Genomic DNA, 25700 nt, shown 5'->3' with positions numbered 1-25700 from the left:
GCCTGCCCCGGGCAAGGGTTTTTCCGCAGGTCGGAGGCGGTTTTTCACCCCAGTGGTGGGCATGTGGGATCGGCGTCTAATGAGAGGTGCCCGCCCCCGCCGTCGAGCGGCCGTGGGCCCCGAAAACACAAGGAAGTGTTTCGTATGACCACCTCACGATCGCAAGGGTCGCTGCGCGCAGCGGCCGTCGGCATCATGTGCGTCGCTGGCCTGCTCCTCCCCCTCGGAGCGTCCGCGGCAGTCGGGAACAGCGTCGGAGCGAGTACGTCCGGCGAGCGCCAGCAGAGCAGGTCCACGCACGGGCAGTCGTGGTGGGACGACTCCCGGTCCGCGACACGTCGCGCCCAGGCCCTCCTGGAGCAGATGACCCTCGAGGAGAAGGTCGACATGCTGCACGGGGAGCTCAACAACTCCTACGGCTTCTACAACGCGCCGATCGAGCGGCTCGGCATCCCCGCCCTCACCATGGCCGACGGCCCAGCCGGGGTACGGATCGCCAACCCCGACGTCAACGACCAGCAGTCGACCCAGCTGCCGTCGCCCATCGCGCTGGCCGCCACCTGGAACGCCGACACGGCCGAGGAGTACGGCCTGCGCGCCGGCGACGAGGCGTTCCGCTCGGGTCACAACATGCTCCTCGCCCCGGCGATGGACATCGCCCGGGTCCCCCTCGCCGGCCGCGCCTTCGAGGCGTTCGGCGAAGATCCGCTGATCTCCGGGACGTTCGGCGGCGCGATCTCGCGCGGCATCCAGGAGAACTCCGTCATCGCAGACATCAAGCACTACAACGTCTACACGCAGGAGAAGAACCGGCTCCTCGGCGGCAACGCCGTCATGGACGAGCGGACCCTCCAGGAGATCTACACCCGCCCGTTCGACATCGCGTACGACGAGGGCCACGCCGGCTCGGCGATGTGCTCGTTCAACAAGGTCAACGGCGGGTACGCGTGCGAGAACGACGTCCTGCTGAACCAGATCCTCAAGACGCAGCTCGAGTTCGAGGGCTGGGTCATGAGCGACTACGGGGCGACCCAGAGCACCGAGACGGCCATCGAGGCCGGACTGGACCAGGAGATGCCGGGCGACTTCGGCGCGGCCGACTGCTTCTTCTGCACCCCGCTCCTCGACGCGGTGAATGCGGGCCAGGTGCCCGTGTCGCGGATCGACGACGCGGTCCTGCGCATCCTGCGCCCGATGTTCGGGCTGGGGCTGTTCGACGACCCGCCGACCGTGCAACCGCTGCCCGAGGAGGAGAACGGCGCCTTCGCGCGGGAGGTCTCCGAGCAGGCGACGGTGCTGCTGAAGAACGACGACGCGGCGCTGCCGCTCGGCGACGACGTCGGGTCGGTCGCCGTCATCGGGACGGACGCCGACCACGCCGTCCAGGGCGGTGGCAGCTCGCAGGTGCTGCCCACCTACACCGTGAGCCCGCTCGAGGGCATCACCGACCGCGCCGCCGGCGCGACCGTCACCCACGTCCCGGGGACCGACCCCGTGACCTCGACGGCGCTGCTGGCGGGCCCGGACCCCATCCCGTCCGACGTCCTCACCTCCGCCGGCGACGGTGAACCGGGGCTCCGTGTCGAGTACTTCGCGAACCCGGACCTGTCCGGGGCACCGGCGCTCGACCGGACCGAGCCGTACGCGGGCATCAACGGCGGCTTCTACTTCAACCAGGGCCTCAACTCGGCGTCGCCGCACTTCCCGACCCAGACCAACGACAACACGTCGTCGATCCGGTGGACGGGCACGCTCACGGCCCCGGTGGACGGGACCTACGAGCTCTCCGTCACCTCGAACGGGACCTCGACCCTCTACCTCGACGACGACCCCGTGATCACGACGGAGCCGACGGAGGACCCGCTGTCGGCGAACGTCTCCACCGCCGAGGTGACGCTCGAGGCGGGCACGGAGTACGACGTGCGCGCCGAGTTCGCCATCGGGGCGTCCGGCACCGACTCCGGCGCCGCGTTCAAGCTGGGCTGGGTGCCTCCCGAGGGCTACGTCCAGCAGGGCATCACCGACGCGGCCGAGGCCGCGGCGGACGCGGACGTCGCCGTCGTGGTCGTGCGCGACTACTCGACCGAGGGCGGTGACAAGCCGGCGCTCGACCTGCCCAACGGCCAGGCCGAGCTCATCCGGCAGGTGGCCGCGGCCAACCCGCGCACGGTGGTCGTCCTGACGGCGGGCGCCGCAGTCCAGACGTCCGACTGGGAGGACGACGTGGCGGCCGTCCTGCACAACTGGTTCGGCGGTCAGGAGCAGGGCAACGCGATCGCCCGGATCCTGTTCGGCGACGTCAACCCGTCGGGCAAGCTGCCCGTGACCATCCCCGTCGACGAGGAGTCGACGCCGGTGAGCTCGCCCGAGCAGTACCCGGGCGACGGGCTCGACCAGCACTTCACCGAGGGCATCCTCGTGGGCTATCGCGGCTACGACGCCCTCGGCATCGAACCGGCCTACGCCTTCGGGCACGGCCTGTCCTACACGACGTTCGACTACAGCAGGCTCCGGACGGACGTCGACGACCACGGCAGGAACGACACGAAGGGCGACAGGAAGGGCGACTCGAAGGGCAAGCAGATCGAGGTCACGGTGCGGGTGCGCAACACCGGCGACGTGACGGGCACGGAGACCGTCCAGGCCTACGTGGGCGAGCTGCCGACGACCAGGGTCGACACGGCGCCACTGGCGCTCGCCGGGTGGGAGCAGGTCACGCTCCGCCCGGGCCAGCGGAAGACCGTCACGATCACTCTCGACCCCCGGTCGCTGTCGTACTGGGACGTCGACCGTGATCGCTGGGTGACCCCGCGCGGCGAGGTGACCGTGTCCATCGGGTCCGCCTCTGACGACCTGCGGCTCGACCGCGACGTCCGCGTCGGGGACCAGCGCGGAGGGTGGGGTGGTCGACGCTGACGATCACGCGCAGCCACGTGCGGGCCGGGTCGGGCGACCGACCCGGCCCGCACGCGTCACCGCGCCCGGGCACATCAGCGACGGCGACCCGGCACACCACAGTCCTCCGATCTCTGGAGGCCGGACGTCCCCGGTTCTTGCCCCAAGTGCGCTTCGGCGGCTATCTTGACTGGCAGTCATCGGATGTTTACCGTCCGGATCGCCACGAAGGGGTGCGCATGCCGACCATCACCCACGTCGAGATCACCGACGTCCGCTTCCCCACCTCCCTCGAGGCGGACGGATCCGACGCGATGAACGCCGACGCCGACTACTCCGCCGTCTATGTCGTCCTGCACACCGACGGCACGGACACCGAGGGAGCACCGCTCGCCGGGCACGGCCTGACGTTCACCATCGGCCGCGGCACGGACGTCGTCGCGCTCGCCGCCCGTCATCAGGCCGAGCTGCTCGTCGGCCGGGACGTGGACGACGTCGTCGGCGACATGGGCGCCACGTACCGCGACCTCACCGCCGACAGCCAGCTGCGCTGGCTCGGGCCGGAGAATGGCGTGGTGCACCTGTCGCTCGCCGCCGTGCTCAACGCCGCCTGGGACCTCGCCGGGCGTCGGGCGGGCAAACCGCTGTGGCGGCTGCTCGCCGACATGACGCCCGAGCAGCTCGTCGACGTCGCCGACCTGCGCTACCTCTCCGACGCCCTCACCCGCGACGAGGCGCTGAGGATCCTGCGCGCCGCCTCCCCCGGCAAGGCCGAGCGGATCGCCCACCTCGAGCGCCGCGGCTACCCCGCCTACACGACGTCGGCCGGCTGGCTCGGCTACGACGACGCCAAGCTGCGCCGCCTCACCCAGGAGGCGGTCGACGCGGGGTACCGGCACGTGAAGCTCAAGGTGGGCGCGCGGCTCGAGGACGACGTGCGGCGCCTCGGCATCGCCCGCGAGGTCATCGGGCCGGACCTCACGCTCATGATCGACGCCAACCAGGTGTGGGACGTCCCCGAGGCCATCGAGTGGGTCAAGGCGCTGCAGCAGTTCGACCCGCTGTGGATCGAGGAGCCGACGTCGCCCGACGACGTGCTCGGGCACGCGGCCGTGCGCGAGGGCGTCGCCCCCGTGCGCGTCGCGACGGGCGAGCACTGCCACAACCGCGTGATGTTCAAGCAGCTCTTCCAGGCCGGGGCGATCGACTACTGCCAGCTCGACACCGGCAGGCTCGCCAGCATCAACGAGATCGTCGCCGTGCTGCTGCTCGCCGCGAAGTTCGGCGTCCCCGTGTGCCCGCACGCCGGCGGCGTGGGGCTGTGCGAGATGGTGCAGCACGTGTCCGTGCTCGACTACGTCGCCGTCTCGGGCTCGCTGGACGGGCGGATCACGGAGTTCGTCGACCACCTGCACGAGCACTTCACCGACCCCTGCCTGGTGCAGGACTTCGGCGAGGGCGTGTCGTACGTCGTGCCCACCACGCCCGGGTACTCCACGCAGATGCACCCCGCGTCGGTGGCGGAGTTCCGCTTCCCCGACGGCGCGTACTGGAGCGACAAGCAGCTTCGCTGATCGGAACGCCACGGGTCAATATTCCGAGCACGAGTTCGGACTTGCTCGTGGTCCAGTAGGTTCAGCGGATGAGCATCGGCGACCGATCGCGCATCGACCGTGACCGCTGGGACTCGGTCGCCGCGAAATACGCCACGCTCGTCGGTGGCGAACGAGACCCGTTCTTTCGACGCCTGGCGCCGCTTCTCGACGAAGAGCTCGGCGACCCCGCCGGAATGGACGTCTGGGATCTCGGATGCGGGCACGGCTGGCTGTCAGGATTGCTTGCCGGCGCAGGCGCTCACGTCACCGGTGTCGATGGCAGTGTCGAGCTCGTCAACGCCGCGCGACGCGCCTTCCCGGATGTCGACTTCGACGTCCGCGACCTCGCCATCGAAGTCCCGGTCGAGCGCGACGCCTACGACGCCGTGGTCTGCCACATGGTGCTGATGGATATTCCCACCCTTGATCCAGTCGTCGCAGCGGTGGCGAAGGGCCTCCGGCCGGGCGGACGTTTCATCTTCACCGTCCTGCATCCTGCCTTCTTCCACCAGGAGCCTTCACCCAGCGACAGTCCACCGCCGTGGTCACGGAGAGTCACCGGCTATCTCGAGCCGACGGAATGGTGGATCGAGTCCTTCGGTGGGCACCGCCACTATCATCGTCCGCTCGAACAGTACGTCGAGGCCTTGTTCCGTCACGGGCTGCTCGTCCGGCGACTCGTCGAGCCGCCCAGCCGCACGCATCAAGAGCTCCCCGAAGAGCGGCAGAGCGACTACGAGCGGTGGTTCGCGTCGATCCCGACCATGCTGGCGGTCTCCGCAGTCAAGCCGGCAACGTGAAGCGACACAGCGGATCAACCCACCGCGACAGTGACGGAATGGCCCGGTGCGATATGGCCCAGACGTCCGACCTGGTCGCAGAGGAATTGTCGGAGATCCTGGGCGTCGAGGTCGCCGCGAACCAGCAACACCTTTCCGAGAACCTGCATCTCCGGGCAGACCATCCACGATGGGGGCCACTCTTCATCAAGGTCTACGGCCACTTCCAGCGTTTCTCGCAAGAGGGAGTCGCACTGAAGGCGTTGGCGAGGCAATACGCCTGGGTTCTTGCACCTTTGGCGGAAGGCAGCCTGCCGCGCACCGGATCTTCTTGGCGAGTCTTCCCCGAGATCCCCCTGCACCCGTTTGATTTCACCCTTGAGGGGTGCCGGACGGCGGCACATCTCATGGCCGACGTGCACAGCACCGAGGTAAGATCACTGCACCTATCCACGAAACCCGCTCCCTGGGACCTTGTGCCAGTGCGACTGGAGCGACTATCACCGTGGCCGAGCACACATCAGTTGGCGGCGGGACTGGCGCGCCGAGCCGCGCACCTCCTTGCAGACCTCTCCCACGGCGATGCGTTTCGCCCTCAGATCCGACTCCTCACTGAGGATTTCGGGGCTCGTAATATTCACGTCCGAGAAGACGACGGTTCGACGCTCATGCTCGACTTCGAGCATGCTGCGCTCGGAGATCCCCACTGGGACCTGGGCAAGGTGTGGGACGAAGATCTTGTCGAAGCATCGAAGCGGGACGAGTTCGTGCACGAGTACCGGTCGCGTACCGGTTCGCACGATTGGCCGAACATGAAGGCGCTGTGGGCAACTCGCTTCGCTGCCGCTCTTGCGATCTTCCCGTACGCCAACAGGGTGCGTGACCAGTCCTTCTTCGCTCACGGAGTGGAGAAGCTCCACGTCCTCGACGCCGAGCTCCCAGGATTGGTCCATCGCTGAAGGGTGTGCGGCGGCGCTGGTTGCGACGGTCTCCTGTGGCCCCGCTGTATCGGCTGGCGTGACCTGGGACACGACCGGCGGAACACGTTGACCTCAACGAGGGTTCAGGTCGTAGCGTGGCCAGCAACGACACCAGCACCGTCGAAGGGAACGAGATGTCCGTGTACACCCTGCCCGACCTGCCGTACGACTACAGCGCCCTCGAGCCGCACATCAGCGGCAAGATCATGGAGCTGCACCACGACAAGCACCACGCCACCTACGTGGCGGGCGCCAACACCGCCCTGGACAAGCTCGCCGAGGCCCGCGACTCCGGCGACCTCGCCGCGGTGAACCTGCACGAGAAGAACCTCGCGTTCAACCTCGGCGGCCACACCAACCACACCGTCTTCTGGCACAACCTGTCCCCCGAGGGCGGCGGCGAGCCCGAGGGCGAGCTCGCCGAGGCCATCAAGGACCAGTTCGGCTCCTTCGCCAAGTTCCAGGCCCACTTCACCGCCACCGCCACCGGCATCCAGGGCTCCGGCTGGGCCGTGCTCGGCTGGGACTCCATCGGCCAGCGCCTCGCGATCTTCCAGCTCTTCGACCAGCAGGCCAACGTGCCCGTCGGCATCACCCCGCTGTTCATGCTCGACATGTGGGAGCACGCCTTCTACCTCGACTACCTCAACGTCAAGGCCGACTACGTCAAGGCCGTGTGGAACATCGCCAACTGGCAGGACGTCACCGCCCGCCTGCAGCGCGCCCGCACCCAGACCGCCGGGCTCATCGTCCCCGCCTGATCACTCTTCCGCTGGCTGAGCCTGTCGAGACCTTGTTTCGACAGGCTCAACCAGCGGTGCGCGTCTGGCTGGTACAACGCCGGCCTGGGCACGCCGTCGACCACGCGATAGCGCTCGTCATGAGGGCGCCGTAGAACGCGCCCCCGGTGCTCCGGCGCAGCGCGTCCCACCCCTGGCGCTCCAGGTCCAGCAGCCGGCCGAGAGACAGGTCGTGCATCGGCCCAGGCCAGAGACAGGGCGGGGCGGCCCGCACGCCGGAGACACCGAGAACCACGGCACCCTCGGGGGCTCCTTGCGCCCCCCTCACCCCTGCGGGATCCAGCGGGCGCCGAGCTCCGCCGGCTCCGGCGGCGTCCCGCCGAGCGGACCGTCCTCGGCCGCGCGGGCCCGCAGGCCGCCGAGCTGCACGTCCAGGCAGCGTCGGCGCAGGCCGGCCGTGCGCTCGGCGTTGCCGAGCCGGATCGCGGCGAGCTGCTCGTAGATCAGCGGCAGGTCTGTCTCGGCGAGGTCCGCCCGCACGCGGCCGGCCTCCTGGGCGCGGCGCAGGATCCGGGCCGCGAGCCCGTCGGCCTCCCGCGCGAGCGCGTCGTGCTCGGAGGACGGGGTGAACAGGCCCGCGAGCCGCACCGTCAGGGAGTGCACGTCGGCGTCGACAACGCCGCGCAGGAACGCCTCGAAGGAGTCCCACGGGTCGTCCGTCTCCAGCGCCCGGCGGGCGACCGCGACGAAGCGCTCGAGGCCGTCGAGGCAGAGGGTGGCGAGCAGCGCCTCCTTGCTCGGGTACCGGCGGTACAGGGCGCTGATGCCGACGCCGGCCACCTGGGCGACCGTCGCCACCGGCGCGTCGGGCCGGGCGACGAACACGTCGCGGGCCGCGGCGAGGATGGCGCCGTCGTTGCGGGCCGCCTGGGCGCGGCGGCCGCTCAGCGGCGGAACAGGGTCGGGCATCGAGGCCTCCTCGCGGCATGTCTTGGTCAGTGCCCGGTCCCGGCGCTCGCCGCACGCAGCAGGCGACCCGGACCACCGTCACGACGATACCTCTTGTGCGGAACGGATCGTTCCGCTACGCTCTTCATTAACGGAACGGTTCATTCCGTTCCACTGACACCGAGGAGCAGGCGATGCAGGAGCAGCTCATCACCACCCGGATCGACGTCCCGCAGGCCGACCTGGACGACCTCCGCGAGCGCCTCGCGCGCACCCGGTTCACCGACGAGATCGACACCGAGGGCGCGTACGGCACGCCGGTCGGCTCCGTCCGCGAGCTCGTCCGATACTGGCTGGAGGACTTCGACTGGCGGGCGCTCGAGTCCCGCCTCAACGCGATTCCCCAGGTCGAGACCACCATCGACGGCCAGCGGGTCCATGCGTTCCACGCCCGCTCGGGCCGACCGGACGCCGTCGGGCTCGTCCTCACGCACGGGTGGCCGGGCACGGCGCTGGAGTACCTCGACCTCCTGGAACCGCTCAACGCGGCCGGGTACGACGTCGTGATCCCGTCGATCCCGGGCATCGGATTCTCTGGCCGCACCACCGAGCCGGGCTGGGACGACGGACGCGTCGCAGGGGCGTGGGTCGAGCTCATGCGACGGCTCGGCTACGAGCGCTACGGCGCCGTCGGCAACGACGCCGGGGCGATGATCTCCCCCGAGGTCGGCAGGCTCGACCCGGAGCACGTCGTGGGCGTGCATGTGGCGCAGGTCTTCTCCTTCCCCTCCGGTGCCCCCGGCGAGATGGAGGACCTCACCGACGAGGAGCAGGCGGCGCTGGCGCACCTGGGCTGGTTCTGGGAGAACCTGGGCGCGTTCAACACCCTGCAGTCGCAGCAGCCGCAGACCCTCGCCCACGCGCTCGCCGACTCCCCGTCCGGGCTGCTGGGGTGGCACGCCCAGCTGATGGGCGATCTGGCCACGACCGACCCCGAGTTCGTGGTGGCGAACGCCGCGGTGTACTGGCTCACCGGGACGCAGGGCTCCGCATTGCGGAGGTACCGCGAGAACACGCTCGCCCAGAAGCGGGCGCAGGAGTCGGGCGCCCGCCCGGCGCCGACGACGGTGCCGCTGGCCCTGGCGCAGGCGAAGGGCGACTTCGCGTCGATCCGCCGTTTCGCCGAGCGCGACCACTCCGACATCCGCGCCTGGACGACCTACGAGCGCGGGGGCCACTTCGCCGCCCACCTCGAGCCGGCGCAGACCACGGCGGACGTCACGGCGTTCTTCGACGGCCTCTGACGCCGGCCGTGCCGACCGGGGAATCATCGGAGGAATCGGTGCGCCCGGGGGTGAACTGGGCAATAATCCACGGCATGTCCCGCACCGAAGAGGTCGTCGACGGCGTCCGCCGGATGATCGTCGACGGCGAGCTCGGTCCTGGCGACCGGCTCCCCGTGGAGAAGGACCTCGCCGAGCGCCTCGGCGTCTCGCGAGGCTCGCTGCGCGAGGGCGTGCGCGCGCTCACGGTGCTCGGCGTGCTCGACACCCGTCAGGGCGACGGCACGTACGTGACGAGCCTCGACCCGGCGCGGCTCATGTCGTCGCTGCAGTTCGTCGTGGACCTGCACGGCGACACCAGCGCACGGCCGTTCCACGCCGTGCGCCGGGTGCTGGAGGTCGAGGCGGCGGGTCTCGCGGCCCACCACATCACCCCCGAGGGCGTCGCGGAGGCGCGCGCCGTGCTCGACGGCGTGGCCGACGTCGTCGCCCGGGAGCCCGTGGACCACGAGGCGTTCATGGCCGCCGACGTCGCGTTCCACCGCATCGTCGCCGCGCACGCGGGCAACCCCGTGCTCGAGGCGCTCGTTGAGGCCCTGGAGGGGCGCACCGTGCGCGAGCGGCGCTGGCGCAGCCGCCACGAGGCGGGCGTCGAGGCGCGCACCCTGCGCGACCACGAGGCCGTCTGGCGGGCTCTCGCCGCCGGCGACGCCGAGGCGGCGCGGGTACGCATGGCCGCGCACCTCCTCGACGTCGAGGAGACCCTCCCGGGCCCCGAAGACACCGCGGGCGCCGAGGAGTAGCCCGGGCCGCGCCCCTGCGAGGTAGTCCAGAACCCCGCGAGGTAGTTCGATCCCCCGCGAGGTAGTTCGATCCTCCGCGAGGTAGTTCGATCCTCCGCGAGGTAGTTCGATCCTCCGCGAGGTAGTTCGATCCTCCGCGAGGTAGTGGTCTGGTCCACTACCTCGCGGAGGATCGAACTACCTCGGCGAGAGGTGAACTACCTCGCGGGGGTGCGGACGCCCAGCGTGAGGAGCAGGTTCGCGTAGACGCGCTGGTCGCCGGTGGCCACGAGGACGGCGACGTCGTCGGACCGGGCGGCGTCGTAGAACGCGAACCGGTCCAGCTCCTGCCAGCCGACGTCGGGCCCGAGCAGCGACCGATAGCCGGTGTGTGCGGGGATCTCCTCCCCCGCAGCGACGACGTCACCCTCCACCCCGCCCGGCACCATGACAGCGGCCGACTCGACCGGCACGGCGTCGAGCAGCACCTCGAGCACCTGGTCCACGGTCAGCAGGCCGGGACGCAGGTTGAGGTGCACGCGCTCGACCCCCGGCCGGGCGCCCGTGGAGTGCGGGTAGTTCGCGTCGGCGAGCAGCACCCGCGACCCGTGACCCGCCGCGGCCAGCGCCCCGACCAGGCCCGGGTGCAGCAGCTCGTAGCGCAGCACGGTCAGGCCTGCGCGGACGCCGTCGCGGGCACGGCCGCGGGGATCGCGGCGAACGCGTGCCGCTGCCGGCCGACACCCTCGATCTCCAGCTCGACGACGTCGCCGCCGGCCAGGTACGGGAAGCGCCCGGACAGCGCCACGCCCTCGGGCGTCCCGGTGCAGACCAGGTCGCCCGGCTCGAGCGCCATGTACTGCGACAGGTGGTGCACGATCGCCGCGACGTCGAAGATCATGTCCGCCGTGGACGAGTCCTGGCGCGGCTCGCCGTTGACGAACGAGCGCAGCCGCAGGCCCGCCGGGTCCACCTCGTCGGCCGGGACCAGCGCCGGGCCGGTGGGCAGGAACCCCGGGCCGCACTTGCCCTTGGACCACTGGCCGAGCGAGTCGTCGATCTGCCAGGCGCGCTCGCTCACGTCGTCCACCACCGTGTACCCGGCCACGTGGCCGGCAGCCGCCTCGACCGACGGCAGGTAGCTGGCCCGCCGGCCGATGACGATGGCGAGCTCCACCTCCCAGTCGACCTTCTCGGCGCCGGGCGGGATCGGCACGGTGTCGTCGGGGCCGACCACCGTGTTGGGGTGCTTGAAGAAGATGATCGGCAGGCGCGGCGGCTCGGCGCCGGACTCGCGCGCGTGCGCGGCGTAGTTCTGGCCCACGCAGACGACGGCGGTGGGCCGGGCGATCGGCGCGCCGCGGCGCAGCGCGTCCGCGCCGTCGAGCACGGGCAGCTCGCCCGTCGCGAGGGCGGCGCGGGTGCGCGCGATGCCGTCGGCGGCGAGGAAGGCGCCGTCGACGTCGTTCGTCAGCGGTCGCAGGTCGTAGGTGGTCCCGTCGGCGGTCGTGGCGGCGGGGATCTCCTGGCCCACCGGGCCCAGGCGGAGCAGCTGCATCGATGTTCCTCGTGTTCTCTCAGGGGGGCGGATCGATCATGCGCCCGGCGCGCGGCCGTGGCCACATCCGTCCCGGCATGCGGTCGTGACCTCGCGCACGGCGCGGGGTCCGGTCAGGCGAAGGCGTCGGGGTGGGCCTCGGGGGCGAGCAGGCCGCGGTCGACGAGGTCGGCCCACAGGTCGTGCGGCACGACGGCGGTGTGCCGGGCCGCGGCCGCACGCACCTGGTCGGCGGTGCGCAGCCCGACCACCGTGGACGCGACCGCGGGATGCGTGCGCACATAGCCCAGCGCGGCCTGCGGCAGCGTGACCCCGTGCTCCGCGCACACGGCCGCGACGCGGCGGGTACGGTCCAGCAGCGCGGCCGGCGCCGGGGCGTAGTCGTACGTCGCGTCGTCGGGCACCACCTCGCGGGCCAGCAGCCCCGAGTTGTACACCCCCGCCACCACGACCGCCGCACCCCGCGCGGCCGCGACCGGCAGCAGGTCGCCCAGCGCGGGCTGCTCCAGCAGGGTGAACCGGCCCGCGCACATCACCACGTCCACGTCGCCCTCCGCGACGAACCGGGCCAGCATCGCGGACTGGTTCATCCCCGCCCCGATCGCCCCGACCACGCCCTGCTCGCGCAGCTCCACCAGCGCGGGCAGCGCCTCGGCGAACGCCTGCTCCTCGTGCTCGTCCGGGTCGTGCAGGAACACCACGTCGACCCGGTCCAGGCCCGTGCGCGCCAGGCTCGACTCCAACGACCGCAACACCCCGTCCCGGGAGAAGTCCCACACCCGCCGCGTCGCGGCGGGCACGTCGAACATGTCCGGATCCTTCTCGTGCGCCGTCTCCGGGGAGGGCACCAGCAGCCGCCCCACCTTCGTGGAGACCACGTACTCCTCGCGCGGGCGCCCGGCCAGGCTCGCGCCGAGCCGCCGCTCCGACAGACCCAGCCCGTAGTGCGGCGCCGTGTCGAAGTACCGCACCCCGGCCGCCCACGCGACGTCGAACGCCTCCTGCGTCTCGGCGTCGGTCGTGGGCCGGTACAGGTTGCCCGCCTGCGCCGCCCCGTACCCCAGGCTCGTCAGCCGCACCCCGCTCGCGCGCACCTCCCCCGACGACAGCCCCGACGACAGCGCCGAAGACATCGACGACGACAGCGCCGCCGTGGAGGCCGCCTCCGCGCGGCCGGCCGTGCTCACGGCTGCTCCGGCGGGCGCACCCGCAGCTCGTGCATCCCGCCGTCCACCGCCAACGCGGTACCCGTGGTCGCCACCGCGAGCGGGCTCGCCAGGTAGCACACCGCGTGCGCCACAGCCTCGGGGCTCACCAGCCTCCCCGTCGGCTGACGCGCCTCCAGCGCAGCGCGCTCCGCCGCCGGGTCCGGCGCCGCGTCCAGCAACCGACCCACCCACGGAGTGTCGACCGTGCCCGGGTTCACGCACGTCACCCGGATCCCCTCCCGCACGTGGTCCGCCGCCATCGCCAACGTCAACGCCTGCACCGCACCCTTGCTCGCCGAGTACAACGCCCGCTGCGGCAGCCCCGACCACGACGCGATCGACGCCGTGTTCACCACCGCCGCATGCTCCGAGGCCCGCAAGAACGGCAACGCCGCCCGCGTCACCCGCACGATCCCCAGCACGTTCACGTCCAGCACCCGCAACCACTCCGCGTCCTCGTTGTCCGCGACCGTGCCCTGCGCCCCGATCCCCGCGTTGTTCACCACCACGTCGATCCCGCCCATCGCGGCGGCAGCACCCTCCACCGCCGCGCGCACCGCACCGTCGTCCGTCACGTCCGCGACCTGCGCGCCCGCCCCCTCGGGCACCCCGTCCCGCGTGCGGTCGATCGCGACCACCCGCGCACCACGCGCGAGCAACGCCGTGACGATCGCCGCGCCGATCCCCGACGCACCCCCCGTCACGATCGCGCGGACGCCGGCGAACTCCGGCTGGGTCTCGGTGGAGGTGGTCACAGGTGCTCCTTCTCTCTGGGGACGGGGACCGGCCCGGCGCCGGCCCTGGGGACGACGTCGAGGCCGTAGGTGGCGACGGCCGTGCGGCCGCGCACCGCGGCGCGCTCGGCGGGGCCGAGCCCCGCGAGCAGCTCCTCGGCGGTGGCCAGCCAGCGGCCGTAGCCGGCGGCGAGCAGGCAGACGGGCCAGTCGCTGCCGAGCATGAGGCGGTCGGGCCGAAGACGTCGAGGGCGTGGTCGGCGGCGGGGCGCAGCTCGGCCGTGGTCCACGCGTCCCACCGCGCCTCCGTGACCAGGCCCGACAGCTTCGCGACGACGTTGGGCCGCGCGGCGAGGTCGGCCAGGTCGCGGCGCCAGGCGTCGAGCGCGGCCGGGTCGCCGGGGCGCCCGTCGGGGCCGGGCGCGGCCGCCGCGATCGGCGGCTTGCCGAGGTGGTCGAGCACGAACCGCACGTCGGGCAGGGCCGCGGCGAGCCGGGCGCAGGCAGCGACCTGGTCCGGCCGCACCACGAGGTCGAACGGGAGGCCTGCGGCCCCGACCGCGGCGATGCCGGCGTGCACGTCGGCACGGTCCAGGTAGCCGGGGTCGGGCTCGGCCTGCAGCATGGTGCGGATCCCGACGAGGCGGTGGCCGCCGGGTCGTTCGCGCAGCGCGGCCAGCCGGTCCTCGAGGTCCGGGGCGACGAGGTCGGCCCAGCCCACGACGCCGGCGATGCGGGCGGCCCCGCCCGCGGGCGAAGACGCGGCGTCGAGCAGGTCCTCCGTCTCGCGCCCGCTGCTGACGCTCTGCACGGCGACCGTGGCGTCGACGCCGTGGGCGGCGGCGGGCAGGTCGGCCGGGGTGAAGTCGGCGTCGATCGCCGCCATGGTCGCGGGGTCGATCCAGTCCTGCGGGTTCCGCGCACGGACCCACAGGTGGTGGTGCGCGTCGACGACGACGTCGGACATCCGGACTCCCTCGGCCTGGGCGATTCATCCAATCTATAGCCGGTCCGCGCGCTTGCGCTACCCCCGGGCTCGGCCGCTACCCTCGATCAGCACGCGCGATACGTCATATCTCTATCGGCCCGACGCCCCGGGCCCCGCTCGACGAGGAGTGACCGATCATGACCACGTCCGCCCCGCCCCTGCGCCCCGAGCAGGCGTGGTTCACCGAGGCCCGCTTCGGCCTCTTCGTGCACTTCGGCCTCTACTCGGCCGCCGCGCGTCACGAGTGGGTGATGAGCTTCGAGAAGCAGACCGCCGAGCAGTACGCACGCTACGCCGACGTCTTCGACCCGGACCTGTTCGACGCGCGCGCGATCGCCCGCGCCGCCAAGGCCGCCGGCATGAAGTACGTGGTGCTGACCACGAAGCACCACGACGGCTTCGCCCTGTGGGACACCGCCGTGAGCGACTGGTCGATCGCCCGCACCCGCGGCCGGGACCTGGTGGCAGAGCTCGCCGAGGCCGTGCGAGCCGAGGGCCTGCACCTCGGGCTGTACCACTCGCTCCTCGACTGGCACCACCCGGACTACACGATCGACGCCAACCACCCGCGCCGCGACGACCCCGACGCGCACGCCCTGAACGAGGGCCGCGACATGGCCCGCTACCGCGAGTTCCTGCACGCCCAGGTCCGGGAGCTGCTCACCGGGTACGGGCAGGTCGACTACGTCTTCTTCGACTTCACCGACCCGGAGGACCGCGGCGGCTGGGCCGGCAAGCACGCCGAGGACTGGGACGCCGAGACGCTGCTCGCGATGGTCCGGGAGCTGCAGCCGCAGGCGGTGGTCAACGACCGGCTCGGCATCCCCGGCGACCTCGTCACGCCCGAGCAGTACCAGCCCGACGAGCCCATGCGGGACGACGCCGGCGGCCTCGTCGTCTGGGAGGCCTGCCAGACCCTCAACGGGAGCTGGGGCTACGACCGCGACAACACGCGGTTCAAGGACCACGACCTCCTGGTGCGCATGCTCGTCGACACCGTGTCCAAGGGCGGCAACCTGCTGCTCAACATCGGCCCCGACGGGCGCGGCGCGATCCCCGCCCGCGACGCCGCCTCCCTCGCCGCGCTCGGTGAGTGGACCCGCCTGCACGGGCGGGCGATCACCGGCGCCGGCCCCGCGGACCCCGACCTGGCCGCCGCCCTCGCGCCGGGCCTGCCGCCCGGCGTGGTCCTCACCCAGCGCGACGACCGCCTGTACCTGCACCTGTTTGCCTGGCCCTTCGGGCACGTCCACCTGCGCGGGATCGGCGACCGGGTCCGGTACGCCCAGCTGCTGCACGACGGCTCCGAGCTGCGGACCACCCGCACCGACCCCGACCAGAAGGCGTGGAACACCAACCCGGGCGGCCAGCCGCCCGGCACGCTCACCGTGCACCTCCCGACCGCCCGCCCCGACGTCGCCGTCCCGGTGATCGAGCTGTTCCTCGACCCCGCGAGGTAGTCCAGCTCCCGCCGAGGTAGTCCGGATCCCCGCGAGGTAGTTCGAGACCTGCCGAGGTAGTCCGGATCGCGACGAGGTAGTCCAGATCCCGGCGAGGTAGTTCGAAACCGGGCGAGGTAGTCCACGTCGAGCAGAGCGGTGCGCAGGACGAACGCGCGAGGTGGTGCGGGACGTCTCGTCGCGAGGCTGGTCGGGCCTGGCGGGAGGTCGCGAGGAACGAGCGACCGGATGGCGCGCCTCGCGACGAGACGTCCCGCACCACCTCGCCCCGGCCCGAACTACCTCGGCGAGAGCCGAACTACCTCGGCCGATCTCGGACTACCTCGGCGTCGGCGGCCCTGGGCTATGCTCGCGGACGTCGAGGCGGACTCGTGCCGCCTGCGCTCGAAAAAGGGGCGCGCGGCGGCCCGGTCACCGATGTCCGGCGTCGGGACCGCACGGGACACATACGGACCGCACCACTCATCCGTCACTGTTCCCAGGAGGCCCTCGTGCCCACCGTGTCCGCCCATGTCGCCCGCACCCTCGCCCAGCACGTCGACCACGTCTTCGGCGTGATGGGCAACGGCAACGCGTGGTTCCTCGACGACGTCGAGCGCACGACGACGGCCCGGTTCACCGCCGTCCGGCACGAGGCCGGGGGCGTGGTCGCCGCCGACGCGTACTTCCGCGCGTCGGGCCGCATCGCCGCCGCGACCGTCACGTACGGCGCGGGCTTCACCAACACCCTCACCGCGCTGGCCGAGGCCGCGCAGGCGCGGGTGCCGCTGGTGCTGCTCGCGGGCGACGAGCCGACGTCGGGGCCGCGGCCCTGGGACGTGGACCAGATCGCGCTGGCCGCCGCGGTCGGCGCCCGCACCTATACCGTCGGCCGCGCGGACGCGGCCGCCACCACGGTCATCGCGATCGAGCACTCCCTGACGTACCGCGTGCCCGTGGTGCTGGCGATCCCCTACGACGTCGCGGCCCTGGAGGCCGGGCCCGTCCCGGAGGCGCCGGAGCCGGCGCTGCCCGGCCCCCTCGCCCCGTCCGGCCCCTTCGACGCCGCCGCGATCACCGACCTCGCGCGGCACCTGGCCGGCGCCGAGCGCCCGCTGCTGCTCGCGGGTCGCGGCGCGTGGCTCGCCGGCGCCGGCGAGGCGCTGGGCGAGCTCGCCGAGGCGACGGGGGCGCTCACCGCGACGACGGCGCTGGGCCGCGGCGTCTTTCCTGACAGCCGGTACGACCTCGGCGTCGCGGGCGGGTTCGGCGCGGAGGGCGCGATGGCGCTGGTGCGCGAGGCGGACGTCGCCGTCGTGCTGGGGGCGTCGCTCAACCAGTTCACGATGCGCTTCGGGGACCTCTTCTCCCCCGGCACCCGGGTGGTCCAGGTGGACGTCGCCCCCGCCGCGACGCACCGCCACGTCGGCGGGTTCGTGCGGGGCGACGCGGCGCTCGTGGCCCGCGCCCTCGTGGACGGGCTGCGCACGCTCGGCGCCACGCCGTCCGGGTGGCGCGAGCGGGTGGACGCCGCGGTGGGCGTCGCCGACGCCCGCGCGTACGACGCCGGGCCCGCCGACGGGCTCGCCGCGGACGGCCGCCTCGACCCGCGCGCGGTGGCGCACCGGCTCGGTGCGCTGCTGCCGGCGGACCGGGTGGTCGTCTCCGACGGCGGGCACTTCATCGGCTGGGCCAACATGTACTGGCCCGTCGCGTCGCCCGACCGGATGATGATGGTCGGCACCGCCTTCCAGTCCATCGGCCTCGGCCTCCCGAGCGTCGCCGGCGCCGCCGCGGCCCTGCCCGGCTCCGCCGTCGTCCTCACCACCGGCGACGGCGGCGGGCTCATGGCCCTGGCCGACCTCGAGACCGCGGTGCGCACCGCGGGCGGGCGCGGCGTCGCGGTCGTCTGGAACGACGCCGTCTACGGCGCGGAGGTGCACGTGTACGGGCGGCAGGGCCTCGCCGAGGAGCCCATGCGCATCCCCGAGACCGACTTCGCGGCCCTCGCCGCCGCGGTCGGCGCGGAGGGGGTCGTGGTGCGCTCCCTCACCGACCTCGACCGGCTCGCGTCGTGGGCCGACGAGCCCGTCGACGAGCGGTCGTTCCTCATGCTCGACTGCCGCGTGTCGCCCACCGTCGTCGCGCCGTACCAGGAGGAGATCCTGCGGGCGAACCGCACGCGGTAGGCCGCCCGGCCGTCACGCGCCCGTCAGCACGCGATCCAGTGCCGCCCGGCCGGCCGGTCCCCAGGTCGGCTTGCCGCCGGGGAGGCCGCGGGCCCCGTTCTGCCCCATGAGCATCAGGAACAGGCTCTTCATCGCGGCCAGCCCACGGGCGCGCCGGATCGCCGCCTCGTCCGCCCGCGCGTATGCGTCGAAGAACCGTGCGGCCGTGCCCGCGGGCAGCAGCACCCAGGCGGCAGCGAGGTCCCACGCCGGGTCGCCGGCGAACAGGTCGCCGAAGTCGACGACGCCCGCGAGCGTCCCGTCCGCGACGACGACGTTCGCAGGATGGAGGTCGCCGTGCACCCACACCGCCGGGCCGTCCCACGCGGGGGCCGCGACGGCGTCGTCCCAGACGGCCCGGACGGCGGGCGCGGCGTCGTCGTCGAGGGCGACGGACCGGAGGAAGTGCTCGAAGCCGTCCGTGCAGTCCCGAGGGTGGGCCCCGCGGTCCCTCCCGACCGGCGCATCGGCGGGAGCCGGCAGGTGCAACGCCCGGAGGAAGCCCGCCAGGGTGTCGGCGGCGTGCGCGCCGCGGCTGATCGTGCCGAGGTCCAGCGGCTCGCCGGGGACCCATGTCATCACGGTCCAGTGCTTGGGGAAGCGCTCGGACGGCTCGCCGCACCGCACCGGGGTCGGCACCGGGAGCGGCAGCCGCGGGGCCAGCTCGGGGAGCCACCGCCGCTCCTTGAGCTGGAGCTCGGGGGTGGGGTCCATGCGCTGCATGCGGACGGCCAGCTCGTCACCGAGGCGCCACATCTGGTTGCCCCAGCCGCCCGCCACCTCGCGGACGGTCAGCCCGGCCAGGTCGGGATGCTGCTCCTGCAGCAGGTCGCGGACCAGGTCGGCGGTGATCTCGGTCTCCGTGTCGGTCATGCCGCGTCACTGTACTGAGGCAGCGGTCAGGCGGTCCCCTGCCCGGGCGGCCCGTCGAGGACGCTCGGGGCGTACTCGAGCAGCGTCAGCCGGCCGTCGAGGGTGCGGCTGCTGAGCAGCTCCAGGGCCACGTCCGGCCAGCCGTCGTACAGGCGGTCGCCGCCGGTGGCGCCGTTGACGACCGGGAACACCACGACCCGCACGCGGTCCACGAGCCCCGCCACGAGCAGCGAGCGGCACAGGCTGGGGCTGCCGACCGTGCGGAGGGGGACGTCGTGCTGCTTCATCGCGCGCACGGTCTCGACGGCGTCGCCGGCGACGAGCGTCGTGCCCGCCCACGCCAGCGGCTCACGGAGCGTGCTGGAGAACACGATCTTCCGACGCACGGTGAGCTCCGCCATCTCCTCCTCGCCGGTCTCGGCGAACTCCGCGAAGAGCCGGTAGGTGGTCGCGCCCAGGAGCAGCGTGTAGTCCTCCTTCCCGTCCTCCTCGAGGAACGCGAAGTAGTCCGGGCCGCCCATCCCCCACAGCCCCGGCCATCCCTCGGCGGACCCGAAGCCGTCGAGCGAGGTGATGTAGTCGATCGTCAGGTCGGCCATGGTCGGGCCCTCCTCGGCCGCTGCGCGTTTCCTGGTCGTTCACCAGTATCGGCGCGGCACCGCGCCGTCGCCCGCCGGCCCTCAGCCCGGTACGGCCGCGCAGATCGCGGCCATGAACTCGTCATAGTGGCTGTACCAGACGGAGTGCGCCGCCCCGGCCACGTCGCGCACCACGACCCCGTCCCGCCGCAGGGAGGCCGCGTCGTCGTCCGTCACGAACGTGCTCGGAGCCGCGCGCACCACGACCGCCCCGGGAGGCAGTGGCCACGCCCCGTCTGGGGACGACGCGACGGCCGCCGCCGTGTCCGGGTCGAACGCCTCCGCCGCCGCGACCTCGACGCGCACGTCCTGCTCGCCGTAGTGCGGGCGGGTGCGACGGAGCTCGTCCGCGGTGCGGGCCAGGCGGTCGCGGGCGTAGCGGGCGCGCAGCTCCACCCGGTCGCCCCCGCCGCGGAACCGGGGGACGGCGTCGACCAGGACCGTGCGGCGAGGCCGCAACTCGTCGCGCGCGGCGGCCAGCACCACCCCGCCGTAGGAGTGGCCGACGGCGAGCTCGGGGGCGGGGGCGGACCGGTCGCGCACGGTCGCGACGACGGCCGCGGCCGCGCGGGCCACGGAGAGCGCGGGGTCGCGCGGGGACCCGCCGTGCCCGGGCAGGTCGAGCGCCAGGACCCGCCATCCGCCGGCCGCGAGCGCGGGCCCGACCCGCCACCAGGAGTCCGCGGACCCCATGAACCCGTGCAGCAGCACTGCCGTGCGGTCACCGGCACCCCACTCGCGCACGTGCAGCAGCGACTCGTCCGTCACGAGACCGCGTCGATCCAGTAGCGTCGCTTGGTCTCGTCGCCGCGCGTCCGCACATCCTCCAGCACGCCGCCGCACGCCTCGATGACCGCGACGGAGCCGGCGTTGTCGTCGTCGCACGTGACCAGCACCCGCTCGACCCCGCCCTTGGCGAGAAGCGCGACGGACTGCCGGAGCATCGCCGTCGCGTACCCCCGGCGGCGGTGCTCGGGCGCGACGGCGTACCCGACGTGCCCGCCGACCTCGTACAGGTACTCGTTGAGCTCGTGCCGCACGGACACCCGGCCCACGGGCACGCCGTCCACGTCGGCCACGAGGAACTCGCTCCGCACGCGGCCGGGGGCGAGGTCCTCCCCGAGCGACTCACGACGCACGGCCGCCAGGACCTCGTCCCACGGCCCCTCGTGCTGCAGGAACGTGAAGCCGTCGGCGCGCAGCCGGTCGTGCATCCGGCGCAGGACGGTTTCGTCGTCAGGGCGTGGTGGGCGCAGCGTCAGGGCCATGCGGATGATGATCGCTCACCCGTCAGTCCGGCAGCACCTCGTCGTCCCGGTGCGCGCCGTAGAGCTCCGACTGGCGTCGCATCGTCTCGCGGGCCGGCGTGCCCCGCTCCACCCCGTAGACGGTGCCGGGGAAGTCGAGCTCCCGCTGCACGGCCCAGATCTCGTCGTGGCGGTCCGGCGGCAGGATCCGGGCCGGGTCGCCCACGGCGACCCACCCGATCGGCACGACCGCGCCGGGCGGGACGACGGTGTTGACGTGCACCACGCCGTGGATGCGCACCTCCGCGCCCGCCCCGACACGACTCCCGGGGAACAGGGCCGCACCGGTCGCGACGAACGCCTCGTCCTCGACCACACTGCCGTTGAGGTGGGCGTGCGGCCCGACCATCACGGCCGCGCCGACCCGGGCGTCGTGCCCGGAGCGCCCGCGGATCAGCGCATGCTCCATGACCACCGTGTCGGCGCCCACGACGACGGTGCCGTCCTCCGCCGTCAGGACGGCACCGTGCAGGATCCGGGCCCCGGCGGCCACGTGGACGTCACCGACGAGCACGGCCGTCGGCGCGACCCAGGCGGACGGGTCGACGGCCGGTGCGACACCCCGATGCCGGACGAGCATGGTCCGTTCCTCCGTCCTCTCGTGCTGGTTCAGCGGCGGCCGAGGGCACCGGCGAAGAACTCCCCCAGCTCGCGGGTGGCGGTCAGGGGCAGCACGTGCGCCACGTACTGGTCGGGCCGCACGACGACAACGACGCCGCCGCGGTCGAGGCCGCGCACGTCGAAGATGTCGCCGGGCACCTCCTCGGAGGCGCCGGCCGCGTAGACCTTCTCGTAGTCCACCAGGGAGAACGGCCCGACGCGCGGGAGGAACACCTCGGGCACGCGGCCGATGTCGACCTGCGTGTGGTCCTGCTGGTAGACCACCTTGACGTCGAACCAGGCGTCGGGGTCGAGCCCCTCGGGCGTCGCGGCCAGCGGGGAGTCGGGCGACGTCACCAGCCACTCGGCCCAGCCTGCGAGGGCCGACGGCTCCCCCGCCGCCGGGGCGTCGGCGAAGGCGTAGACCCGCCAGCGGCCGTCGGCCCGGGCGTGGTGGCCGAGGTGGACCGGGTTGGCGTCCGCCACGCGCACGACCGGCGCGGACCGGAACCGCTTGCCCACCGGGAATCCGGTGGCCAGGGCCTGGTGCGTCGAGGCCCCCACGACCATCGACGGCTGGTACTCCGTCATGAACCCGGCGGGGAACTCGGCGGTGCGCACGTAGAAGTCCTCGAGCTCGGACGGCGAGTCGAACTCCTCGGGCTTCTTCGCCATCATCGTCGACCACTCGCGGTCGAAGTCGATGAGGTCCTTCGCCACCACGTGCCGCTCGGCGTTGTACGTGGCGAGCAGCTCGGCGGGCGCACGGCCCTCGAGCACGTGCCCCAGCTTCCAGCCGATGTTGAAGCCGTCCTGCATGGAGACGTTCATCCCCTGCCCGGCCTTGGCGCTGTGGGTGTGGCAGGCGTCGCCGGTGATGAAGACGCGGGGCGCGCGGGTGCCGGCCTCCTCGACGGGCACGTCGTCGAACCGGTCGGTGAGCCGGTGCCCCACCTCGTAGACGCTGTGCCAGGCCACGTCCTTCACGTCGAGGGTGTACGGCGTGAGGATCTCGTTGGCCCTGGCGACGATCTGGTCGATGGTCGTGGCGCGCACCGCGTGGTGGTCGCCCTCGGGCACCTCGCCCAGGTCGACGTACATGCGGAACAGGTAGCCGCCCTCGCGCGGGATGAGCAGGATGTTGCCCGCCTCGGACTGGATCGAGCACTTGGTGCGGATGTCCGGGAAGTCGGTCACCGCCAGCACGTCCATCACGCCCCAGGCGTGGTTGGCCGGGTCGCCCAGGTGCTGCGCGCCGATGGCCTGCCGCACGCCGCTGCGGGCGCCGTCGGACCCGACGACGTACGTGGCCCGCACGGTCCGCTCGAGCCCCTCGTGCTCCCCCGCGCAGCCACGCAGCGTCACGACGACGGGGTGGTCGCCGGTCTTCTCGACCCGCAGGTCGACGAACTCCCAGCCGTAGTCCGGCGTGAGGCGCGCGGGCGAGTGCGCCGCGACCTCGGCGAAGTAGTCCAGCACCCGCGCCTGGTTGACGATGAGGTGCGGGAACTCGCTGACGTGGTGCGGATCGTCCACCGGCCGCGCCGCCCGCACGATGTGGGCCGGGTTCGCGGGGTCCGGCTTCCAGAACGCCATCTCGGTGATCCGGTACGCCTCGGCGATGATCCGCTCGGCGAAGCCGAACGCCTGGAAAGTCTCGACGCTGCGCGCCTGGATGCCGTCGGCCTGGCCGATCTCCAGCCGGCCGGGCCGACGCTCGACGAGGCGCGTCGTGACGCCGGGGAACTGCGCGAGCTGCGCCGCCGTGACCATGCCCGCGGGGCCGGACCCGACGACGAGCACGTCGACCTCGTCCGGCAGCTCGGCGGGACGGTCCACGCCGGTGCCGCCGGGCGGCAGCACCCGCGGGTCGCCGGACACGTAGCCATGGTGGTGGAACTGCACGGGCACTCCTCATCGTCGTCGATGCGCTGCCCGACCTCTCCGTCGGGACCTTGCCGCCTGCCACGTCGTGTTCTATATTCGAACGCGGCGTTCTACTATTGAATGCAGGCTAGCCCACCGACGACGCCGGGCTCAACGCCCGACCCCGGAACCCGCACGACAAAGGACGACGGATGACCGAGCAGGCCCGTGGCGGTGCCGCCTCGCAGACCCTGAGCCGGGGCATCCGGATCCTCGAGATCCTCGCCGACGCCCGCGAGCCCCTGACGATCGACGGCGTCGCCCAGCGCCTCGAGGTGCACCGCTCCATCGCCTACCGGCTGCTGCGCACGCTGGAGCACCACGGGCTCGTGGTCCGCGACGGCCACGGGCACGTCGCGCTCGGCGCCCGGATGGCCGCCCTCGCCGCCGGCGTCGCCCACGACCTGCAGGCCGAGGCCCTCCCGGAGCTCACCGCCGTCGCGAACGAGCTGGGGATGACCTGCTTCCTCGCCGTCCTGGACCACGACGAGTGCGTGACCCTCGTCAGCGTGGAGCCGCGGCACGCCGTCGCCCCTGTGGCGCAACGCCCGGGCACCCGGCACCCCGTGACCGCGGGCGCGCCCGGCAAGGCGATCCTCACGCTGCTCCCGGACGCGCAGTGGCCGGCGGGCGCTCCGGACGCGCTGCACACCACCGTGGCCGAGGCGGCCCGGCGCGGCTGGGCGACCAGCCACGACGAGGTCATCCCCAGCCTGGAGTCCGTCGCCGTGCCGCTCGCGCTGCGCGGGCGCGGGCCCGCCGCCGTCGCCGTCGTGCACGTCGCGAGCCCGCTCGACCACGAGCAGATCGCCGCCCGGCTCGCCCGGTCCGCCGGCGCCGTCCGCGAGGCCCTCGGCGGCTGACCCGCGATGCCCGGGCCGAACGGCCCCCCGCCGTGAGGACCAACGCCCGATGCACGCTCCCCCCGCCCCGGCCGACGATGGTGTCCGAAGGCGTTCCCCGGGTCGGCGTTCGGCCAGGGCTGACGAGGGAGGGTTCCATGCCTGCACGCATCCTGGTCCTCGGCGGCAGCTTCGCCGGGATGACCGCCGCCCTGGACGTGCGCTCCCGGCTGGGCACGGAGGCCGAGGTGACCGTCGTCGCCGCGTCGGACCGGTTCGTCTTCAACCCGTCCCTCATCTGGGTGCCGTTCGGCCGCCGTGGTCGCACCGACGTGACCTTCCCGCTGGCCCCGACGTTCGCGAGGCGCGGCGTCGAGTTCGTGCACGGCTCGGCGACCTACCTCGACCCGGACGCCCACCGGGTGGAGACCACCGAGGGCGACCTCGAGTACGACTACCTCGTCATCGCCACCGGCTACCGCAACGACCTCGACGCCGTCCCCGGCATGTACGAGACACCGACGATCACCACCCTGCGCGACGCGGAGCGCACCGGGGAGGCCTGGCGGCACTTCCTGGACGAGCCCGGGGACGTGGTCGTCGGAGCCACCCAGCGCGCGAGCTGCTTCGGCGCCGCGTACGAGTTCCTGTTCAACGTGTCGTACCAGCTGCGCCGGGCGGGCCTGCACGACCAGGTCCGGCTGACCTACGTGACCGCGGAGCCGTTCGCGGGTCACTTCGGCATCGGCGGGATGCCCGGTGCCAAGGCCCTGATGGGGATGTTCGCCCGCAAGGAGGGCATCTCCGTGATCACCGACCAGGCGATGAGGGAGATCCGGCCGGACGCCGTCGTGCTCGACGACGGGCGTGAGGTGCCGTTCCGGTTCGCGATGGTGGTGCCGCCGTTCCGAGGGCAGGACTTCCTCGCCAAGACGCCCGGGCTCGTCGACGCCGGGGGCTATGTGCCCGTACGCCCGACGTACCAGACCGAGAGCTGGGACGACGTCTACGCCGTCGGCATCGCGTCGGCGGTCCCGGTGCCCTGGGTCACGCCCGTGCCTGTCGGGGTGCCGAAGACCGGCTTCCCGACCGAGCAGCAGGCCCACGTCGCCGCGCGGAACATCGCGGACCAGGTCCGGGGGCAGGCACCGTCGTCCAGCAAGGAGTTCGCCCGGATCCCGGCCCTGTGCATCATGGACGCCGGGAACAACGGTGTCGCGATGATCGCCGACCGCATGCTCCCGCCGCGCCGCGCCGCGGTCATGATCCCGGGGCCGCAGAACCACCTGGCCAAGGTCGCCTTCGAGAAGTACTCGATCGCCAAGATGCGGGCCGGTCGGGTCCGGCTGCCCTGAGG

The 25700-nt window shown here is 72.9% G+C and carries 23 protein-coding genes and 1 pseudogene; 11 read left to right on the top strand and 13 right to left on the bottom strand.

Going from position 1 to position 25700, the window contains the following annotated elements; all coding sequences use genetic code 11:
• The first annotated feature begins 144 nt into the window (after positions 1–144).
• The 5 genes from ACQFYA_RS02530 (at position 145) to ACQFYA_RS02510 (ending at position 7010) form a co-directional block, all read left to right on the top strand.
• The gene (locus ACQFYA_RS02530) at positions 145–2916 is read left to right on the top strand and encodes a beta-glucosidase (protein WP_499121332.1); all 2772 of its coding nucleotides are present in this window, start codon (positions 145–147) and stop codon (positions 2914–2916) included.
• A 218-nt stretch (positions 2917–3134) separates the two neighbouring features.
• Positions 3135–4469 carry an enolase C-terminal domain-like protein gene (locus ACQFYA_RS02525; RefSeq protein WP_499121329.1) on the top strand — a complete coding sequence of 445 codons (1335 nt, stop codon included), beginning with the start codon at positions 3135–3137 and terminating at the stop codon, positions 4467–4469.
• 68 nt (positions 4470–4537) lie between these two features.
• Complete coding sequence (locus ACQFYA_RS02520) at positions 4538–5290, top strand: class I SAM-dependent methyltransferase (protein ID WP_499121327.1); 753 nt, start codon at positions 4538–4540, stop codon at positions 5288–5290.
• Between the two features lie 53 nt (positions 5291–5343).
• Positions 5344–6228, top strand: coding sequence for a phosphotransferase family protein (locus tag ACQFYA_RS02515; RefSeq protein WP_499121325.1), 885 nt, complete (start codon positions 5344–5346; stop codon positions 6226–6228).
• A 155-nt stretch (positions 6229–6383) separates the two neighbouring features.
• Positions 6384–7010, top strand: coding sequence for a superoxide dismutase (locus tag ACQFYA_RS02510; RefSeq protein WP_499127406.1), 627 nt, complete (start codon positions 6384–6386; stop codon positions 7008–7010).
• A gap of 46 nt (positions 7011–7056) precedes the next feature.
• Here ACQFYA_RS02510 and ACQFYA_RS02505 read toward each other — a convergent pair whose 3' ends face one another.
• A complete protein-coding gene (locus tag ACQFYA_RS02505; protein ID WP_499121322.1) occupies positions 7057–7227 on the bottom strand; it encodes a hypothetical protein in 171 nt (56 codons plus the stop codon).
• Positions 7228–7313: 86 nt separating this feature from the next.
• Complete coding sequence (locus ACQFYA_RS02500; RefSeq protein ID WP_499121320.1) at positions 7314–7958, bottom strand: TetR/AcrR family transcriptional regulator; 645 nt, start codon at positions 7956–7958, stop codon at positions 7314–7316.
• Between the two features lie 173 nt (positions 7959–8131).
• Here ACQFYA_RS02500 and ACQFYA_RS02495 point away from each other — a divergent pair, with 173 nt between their 5' ends.
• Both ACQFYA_RS02495 and ACQFYA_RS02490 read left to right on the top strand, forming a co-directional pair.
• Complete coding sequence (locus tag ACQFYA_RS02495) at positions 8132–9241, top strand: epoxide hydrolase family protein (RefSeq protein ID WP_499121317.1); 1110 nt, start codon at positions 8132–8134, stop codon at positions 9239–9241.
• Positions 9242–9315: 74 nt separating this feature from the next.
• On the top strand, positions 9316–10023 hold the full coding sequence (locus ACQFYA_RS02490) for a FadR/GntR family transcriptional regulator (RefSeq protein ID WP_499121314.1): 708 nt from the start codon (positions 9316–9318) through the stop codon (positions 10021–10023).
• Between the two features lie 197 nt (positions 10024–10220).
• On the opposite strand, the gene ACQFYA_RS02485 is transcribed toward ACQFYA_RS02490, so the two are convergent.
• From ACQFYA_RS02485 to ACQFYA_RS02465, 5 genes and pseudogenes are all read right to left on the bottom strand, one after another.
• Complete coding sequence (locus tag ACQFYA_RS02485) at positions 10221–10670, bottom strand: RbsD/FucU family protein (protein WP_499121311.1); 450 nt, start codon at positions 10668–10670, stop codon at positions 10221–10223.
• A gap of 2 nt (positions 10671–10672) precedes the next feature.
• Positions 10673–11560, bottom strand: a complete 888-nt coding sequence (locus tag ACQFYA_RS02480) for a fumarylacetoacetate hydrolase family protein (protein ID WP_499121309.1) — start codon at positions 11558–11560, stop codon at positions 10673–10675.
• A 113-nt stretch (positions 11561–11673) separates the two neighbouring features.
• Entirely contained in the window at positions 11674–12693 is a 1020-nt protein-coding gene (locus ACQFYA_RS02475) for an aldo/keto reductase (protein ID WP_499127404.1), read from the bottom strand.
• 50 nt (positions 12694–12743) lie between these two features.
• On the bottom strand, positions 12744–13523 hold the full coding sequence (locus ACQFYA_RS02470) for an SDR family NAD(P)-dependent oxidoreductase (RefSeq protein WP_499121306.1): 780 nt from the start codon (positions 13521–13523) through the stop codon (positions 12744–12746).
• Positions 13520–14469: pseudogene (locus ACQFYA_RS02465) on the bottom strand (amidohydrolase family protein). Before ACQFYA_RS02465 ends, ACQFYA_RS02470 begins: the two are co-directional and overlap by 4 nt.
• Positions 14470–14627: 158 nt before the next feature.
• Between ACQFYA_RS02465 and ACQFYA_RS02460 the strand changes: the two are divergent.
• Complete coding sequence (locus ACQFYA_RS02460; protein ID WP_499121304.1) at positions 14628–15950, top strand: alpha-L-fucosidase; 1323 nt, start codon at positions 14628–14630, stop codon at positions 15948–15950.
• Positions 15951–16441: 491 nt separating this feature from the next.
• Positions 16442–18118 carry a thiamine pyrophosphate-binding protein gene (locus ACQFYA_RS02455; protein ID WP_499121302.1) on the top strand — a complete coding sequence of 559 codons (1677 nt, stop codon included), beginning with the start codon at positions 16442–16444 and terminating at the stop codon, positions 18116–18118.
• 12 nt (positions 18119–18130) lie between these two features.
• On the opposite strand, the gene ACQFYA_RS02450 is transcribed toward ACQFYA_RS02455, so the two are convergent.
• The 6 genes from ACQFYA_RS02450 to ACQFYA_RS02425 form a co-directional block, all read right to left on the bottom strand.
• Positions 18131–19030 carry an aminoglycoside phosphotransferase family protein gene (locus tag ACQFYA_RS02450; protein ID WP_499121300.1) on the bottom strand — a complete coding sequence of 300 codons (900 nt, stop codon included), beginning with the start codon at positions 19028–19030 and terminating at the stop codon, positions 18131–18133.
• Positions 19031–19056: 26 nt separating this feature from the next.
• Positions 19057–19629 (bottom strand): dihydrofolate reductase family protein, encoded by a 573-nt coding sequence (locus ACQFYA_RS02445; protein ID WP_499121298.1) that lies wholly within the window; start codon positions 19627–19629, stop codon positions 19057–19059.
• A gap of 81 nt (positions 19630–19710) precedes the next feature.
• On the bottom strand, positions 19711–20436 hold the full coding sequence (locus ACQFYA_RS02440; protein ID WP_499121296.1) for an alpha/beta fold hydrolase: 726 nt from the start codon (positions 20434–20436) through the stop codon (positions 19711–19713).
• Positions 20433–20936: a GNAT family N-acetyltransferase gene (locus tag ACQFYA_RS02435; protein WP_499121294.1), complete on the bottom strand. Its 504-nt coding sequence runs from the start codon at positions 20934–20936 to the stop codon at positions 20433–20435. Before ACQFYA_RS02435 ends, ACQFYA_RS02440 begins: the two co-directional genes overlap by 4 nt.
• A 22-nt stretch (positions 20937–20958) precedes the next feature.
• Positions 20959–21555: a gamma carbonic anhydrase family protein gene (locus tag ACQFYA_RS02430; RefSeq protein WP_499121292.1), complete on the bottom strand. Its 597-nt coding sequence runs from the start codon at positions 21553–21555 to the stop codon at positions 20959–20961.
• A gap of 29 nt (positions 21556–21584) precedes the next feature.
• Positions 21585–23480 carry an FAD-binding monooxygenase gene (locus tag ACQFYA_RS02425; protein ID WP_499121290.1) on the bottom strand — a complete coding sequence of 632 codons (1896 nt, stop codon included), beginning with the start codon at positions 23478–23480 and terminating at the stop codon, positions 21585–21587.
• A 173-nt stretch (positions 23481–23653) separates the two neighbouring features.
• Here ACQFYA_RS02425 and ACQFYA_RS02420 point away from each other — a divergent pair, with 173 nt between their 5' ends.
• A complete protein-coding gene (locus tag ACQFYA_RS02420) occupies positions 23654–24364 on the top strand; it encodes an IclR family transcriptional regulator (RefSeq protein WP_499121288.1) in 711 nt (236 codons plus the stop codon).
• Positions 24365–24501: 137 nt separating this feature from the next.
• Positions 24502–25698, top strand: a complete 1197-nt coding sequence (locus ACQFYA_RS02415) for an NAD(P)/FAD-dependent oxidoreductase (RefSeq protein ID WP_499121285.1) — start codon at positions 24502–24504, stop codon at positions 25696–25698.
• Positions 25699–25700: the final 2 nt, after the last annotated feature.

It is taken from the genome of Promicromonospora sp. Marseille-Q5078, from assembly GCF_050315395.1.
GTDB lineage: Bacteria > Actinomycetota > Actinomycetes > Actinomycetales > Cellulomonadaceae > Isoptericola.
The sequence above is the reverse complement of the archived record's forward strand: the minus strand, read 5'-3'. Positions and strand labels throughout refer to the sequence as shown.

Bases quoted from the DNA above. Each gene is read 5' to 3' on its own strand.
- ACQFYA_RS02530 (WP_499121332.1), top strand. From the start codon at position 145: ATGACCACCTCACGATCGCAAGGGTCGCTGCGCGCAGCGGCCGTCGGC.
- ACQFYA_RS02525 (WP_499121329.1), top strand. From the start codon at position 3,135: ATGCCGACCATCACCCACGTCGAGATCACCGACGTCCGCTTCCCCACC.
- ACQFYA_RS02520 (WP_499121327.1), top strand. From the start codon at position 4,538: ATGAGCATCGGCGACCGATCGCGCATCGACCGTGACCGCTGGGACTCG.
- ACQFYA_RS02515 (WP_499121325.1), top strand. From the start codon at position 5,344: ATGGCCCAGACGTCCGACCTGGTCGCAGAGGAATTGTCGGAGATCCTG.
- ACQFYA_RS02510 (WP_499127406.1), top strand. From the start codon at position 6,384: ATGTCCGTGTACACCCTGCCCGACCTGCCGTACGACTACAGCGCCCTC.
- ACQFYA_RS02505 (WP_499121322.1), bottom strand. From the start codon at position 7,227: ATGCACGACCTGTCTCTCGGCCGGCTGCTGGACCTGGAGCGCCAGGGG.
- ACQFYA_RS02500 (WP_499121320.1), bottom strand. From the start codon at position 7,958: ATGCCCGACCCTGTTCCGCCGCTGAGCGGCCGCCGCGCCCAGGCGGCC.
- ACQFYA_RS02495 (WP_499121317.1), top strand. From the start codon at position 8,132: ATGCAGGAGCAGCTCATCACCACCCGGATCGACGTCCCGCAGGCCGAC.
- ACQFYA_RS02490 (WP_499121314.1), top strand. From the start codon at position 9,316: ATGTCCCGCACCGAAGAGGTCGTCGACGGCGTCCGCCGGATGATCGTC.
- ACQFYA_RS02480 (WP_499121309.1), bottom strand. From the start codon at position 11,560: ATGCAGCTGCTCCGCCTGGGCCCGGTGGGCCAGGAGATCCCCGCCGCC.
- ACQFYA_RS02475 (WP_499127404.1), bottom strand. From the start codon at position 12,693: ATGTCTTCGGCGCTGTCGTCGGGGCTGTCGTCGGGGGAGGTGCGCGCG.
- ACQFYA_RS02460 (WP_499121304.1), top strand. From the start codon at position 14,628: ATGACCACGTCCGCCCCGCCCCTGCGCCCCGAGCAGGCGTGGTTCACC.
- ACQFYA_RS02450 (WP_499121300.1), bottom strand. From the start codon at position 19,030: ATGACCGACACGGAGACCGAGATCACCGCCGACCTGGTCCGCGACCTG.
- ACQFYA_RS02445 (WP_499121298.1), bottom strand. From the start codon at position 19,629: ATGGCCGACCTGACGATCGACTACATCACCTCGCTCGACGGCTTCGGG.
- ACQFYA_RS02435 (WP_499121294.1), bottom strand. From the start codon at position 20,936: ATGGCCCTGACGCTGCGCCCACCACGCCCTGACGACGAAACCGTCCTG.
- ACQFYA_RS02430 (WP_499121292.1), bottom strand. From the start codon at position 21,555: ATGCTCGTCCGGCATCGGGGTGTCGCACCGGCCGTCGACCCGTCCGCC.
- ACQFYA_RS02420 (WP_499121288.1), top strand. From the start codon at position 23,654: ATGACCGAGCAGGCCCGTGGCGGTGCCGCCTCGCAGACCCTGAGCCGG.
- ACQFYA_RS02415 (WP_499121285.1), top strand. From the start codon at position 24,502: ATGCCTGCACGCATCCTGGTCCTCGGCGGCAGCTTCGCCGGGATGACC.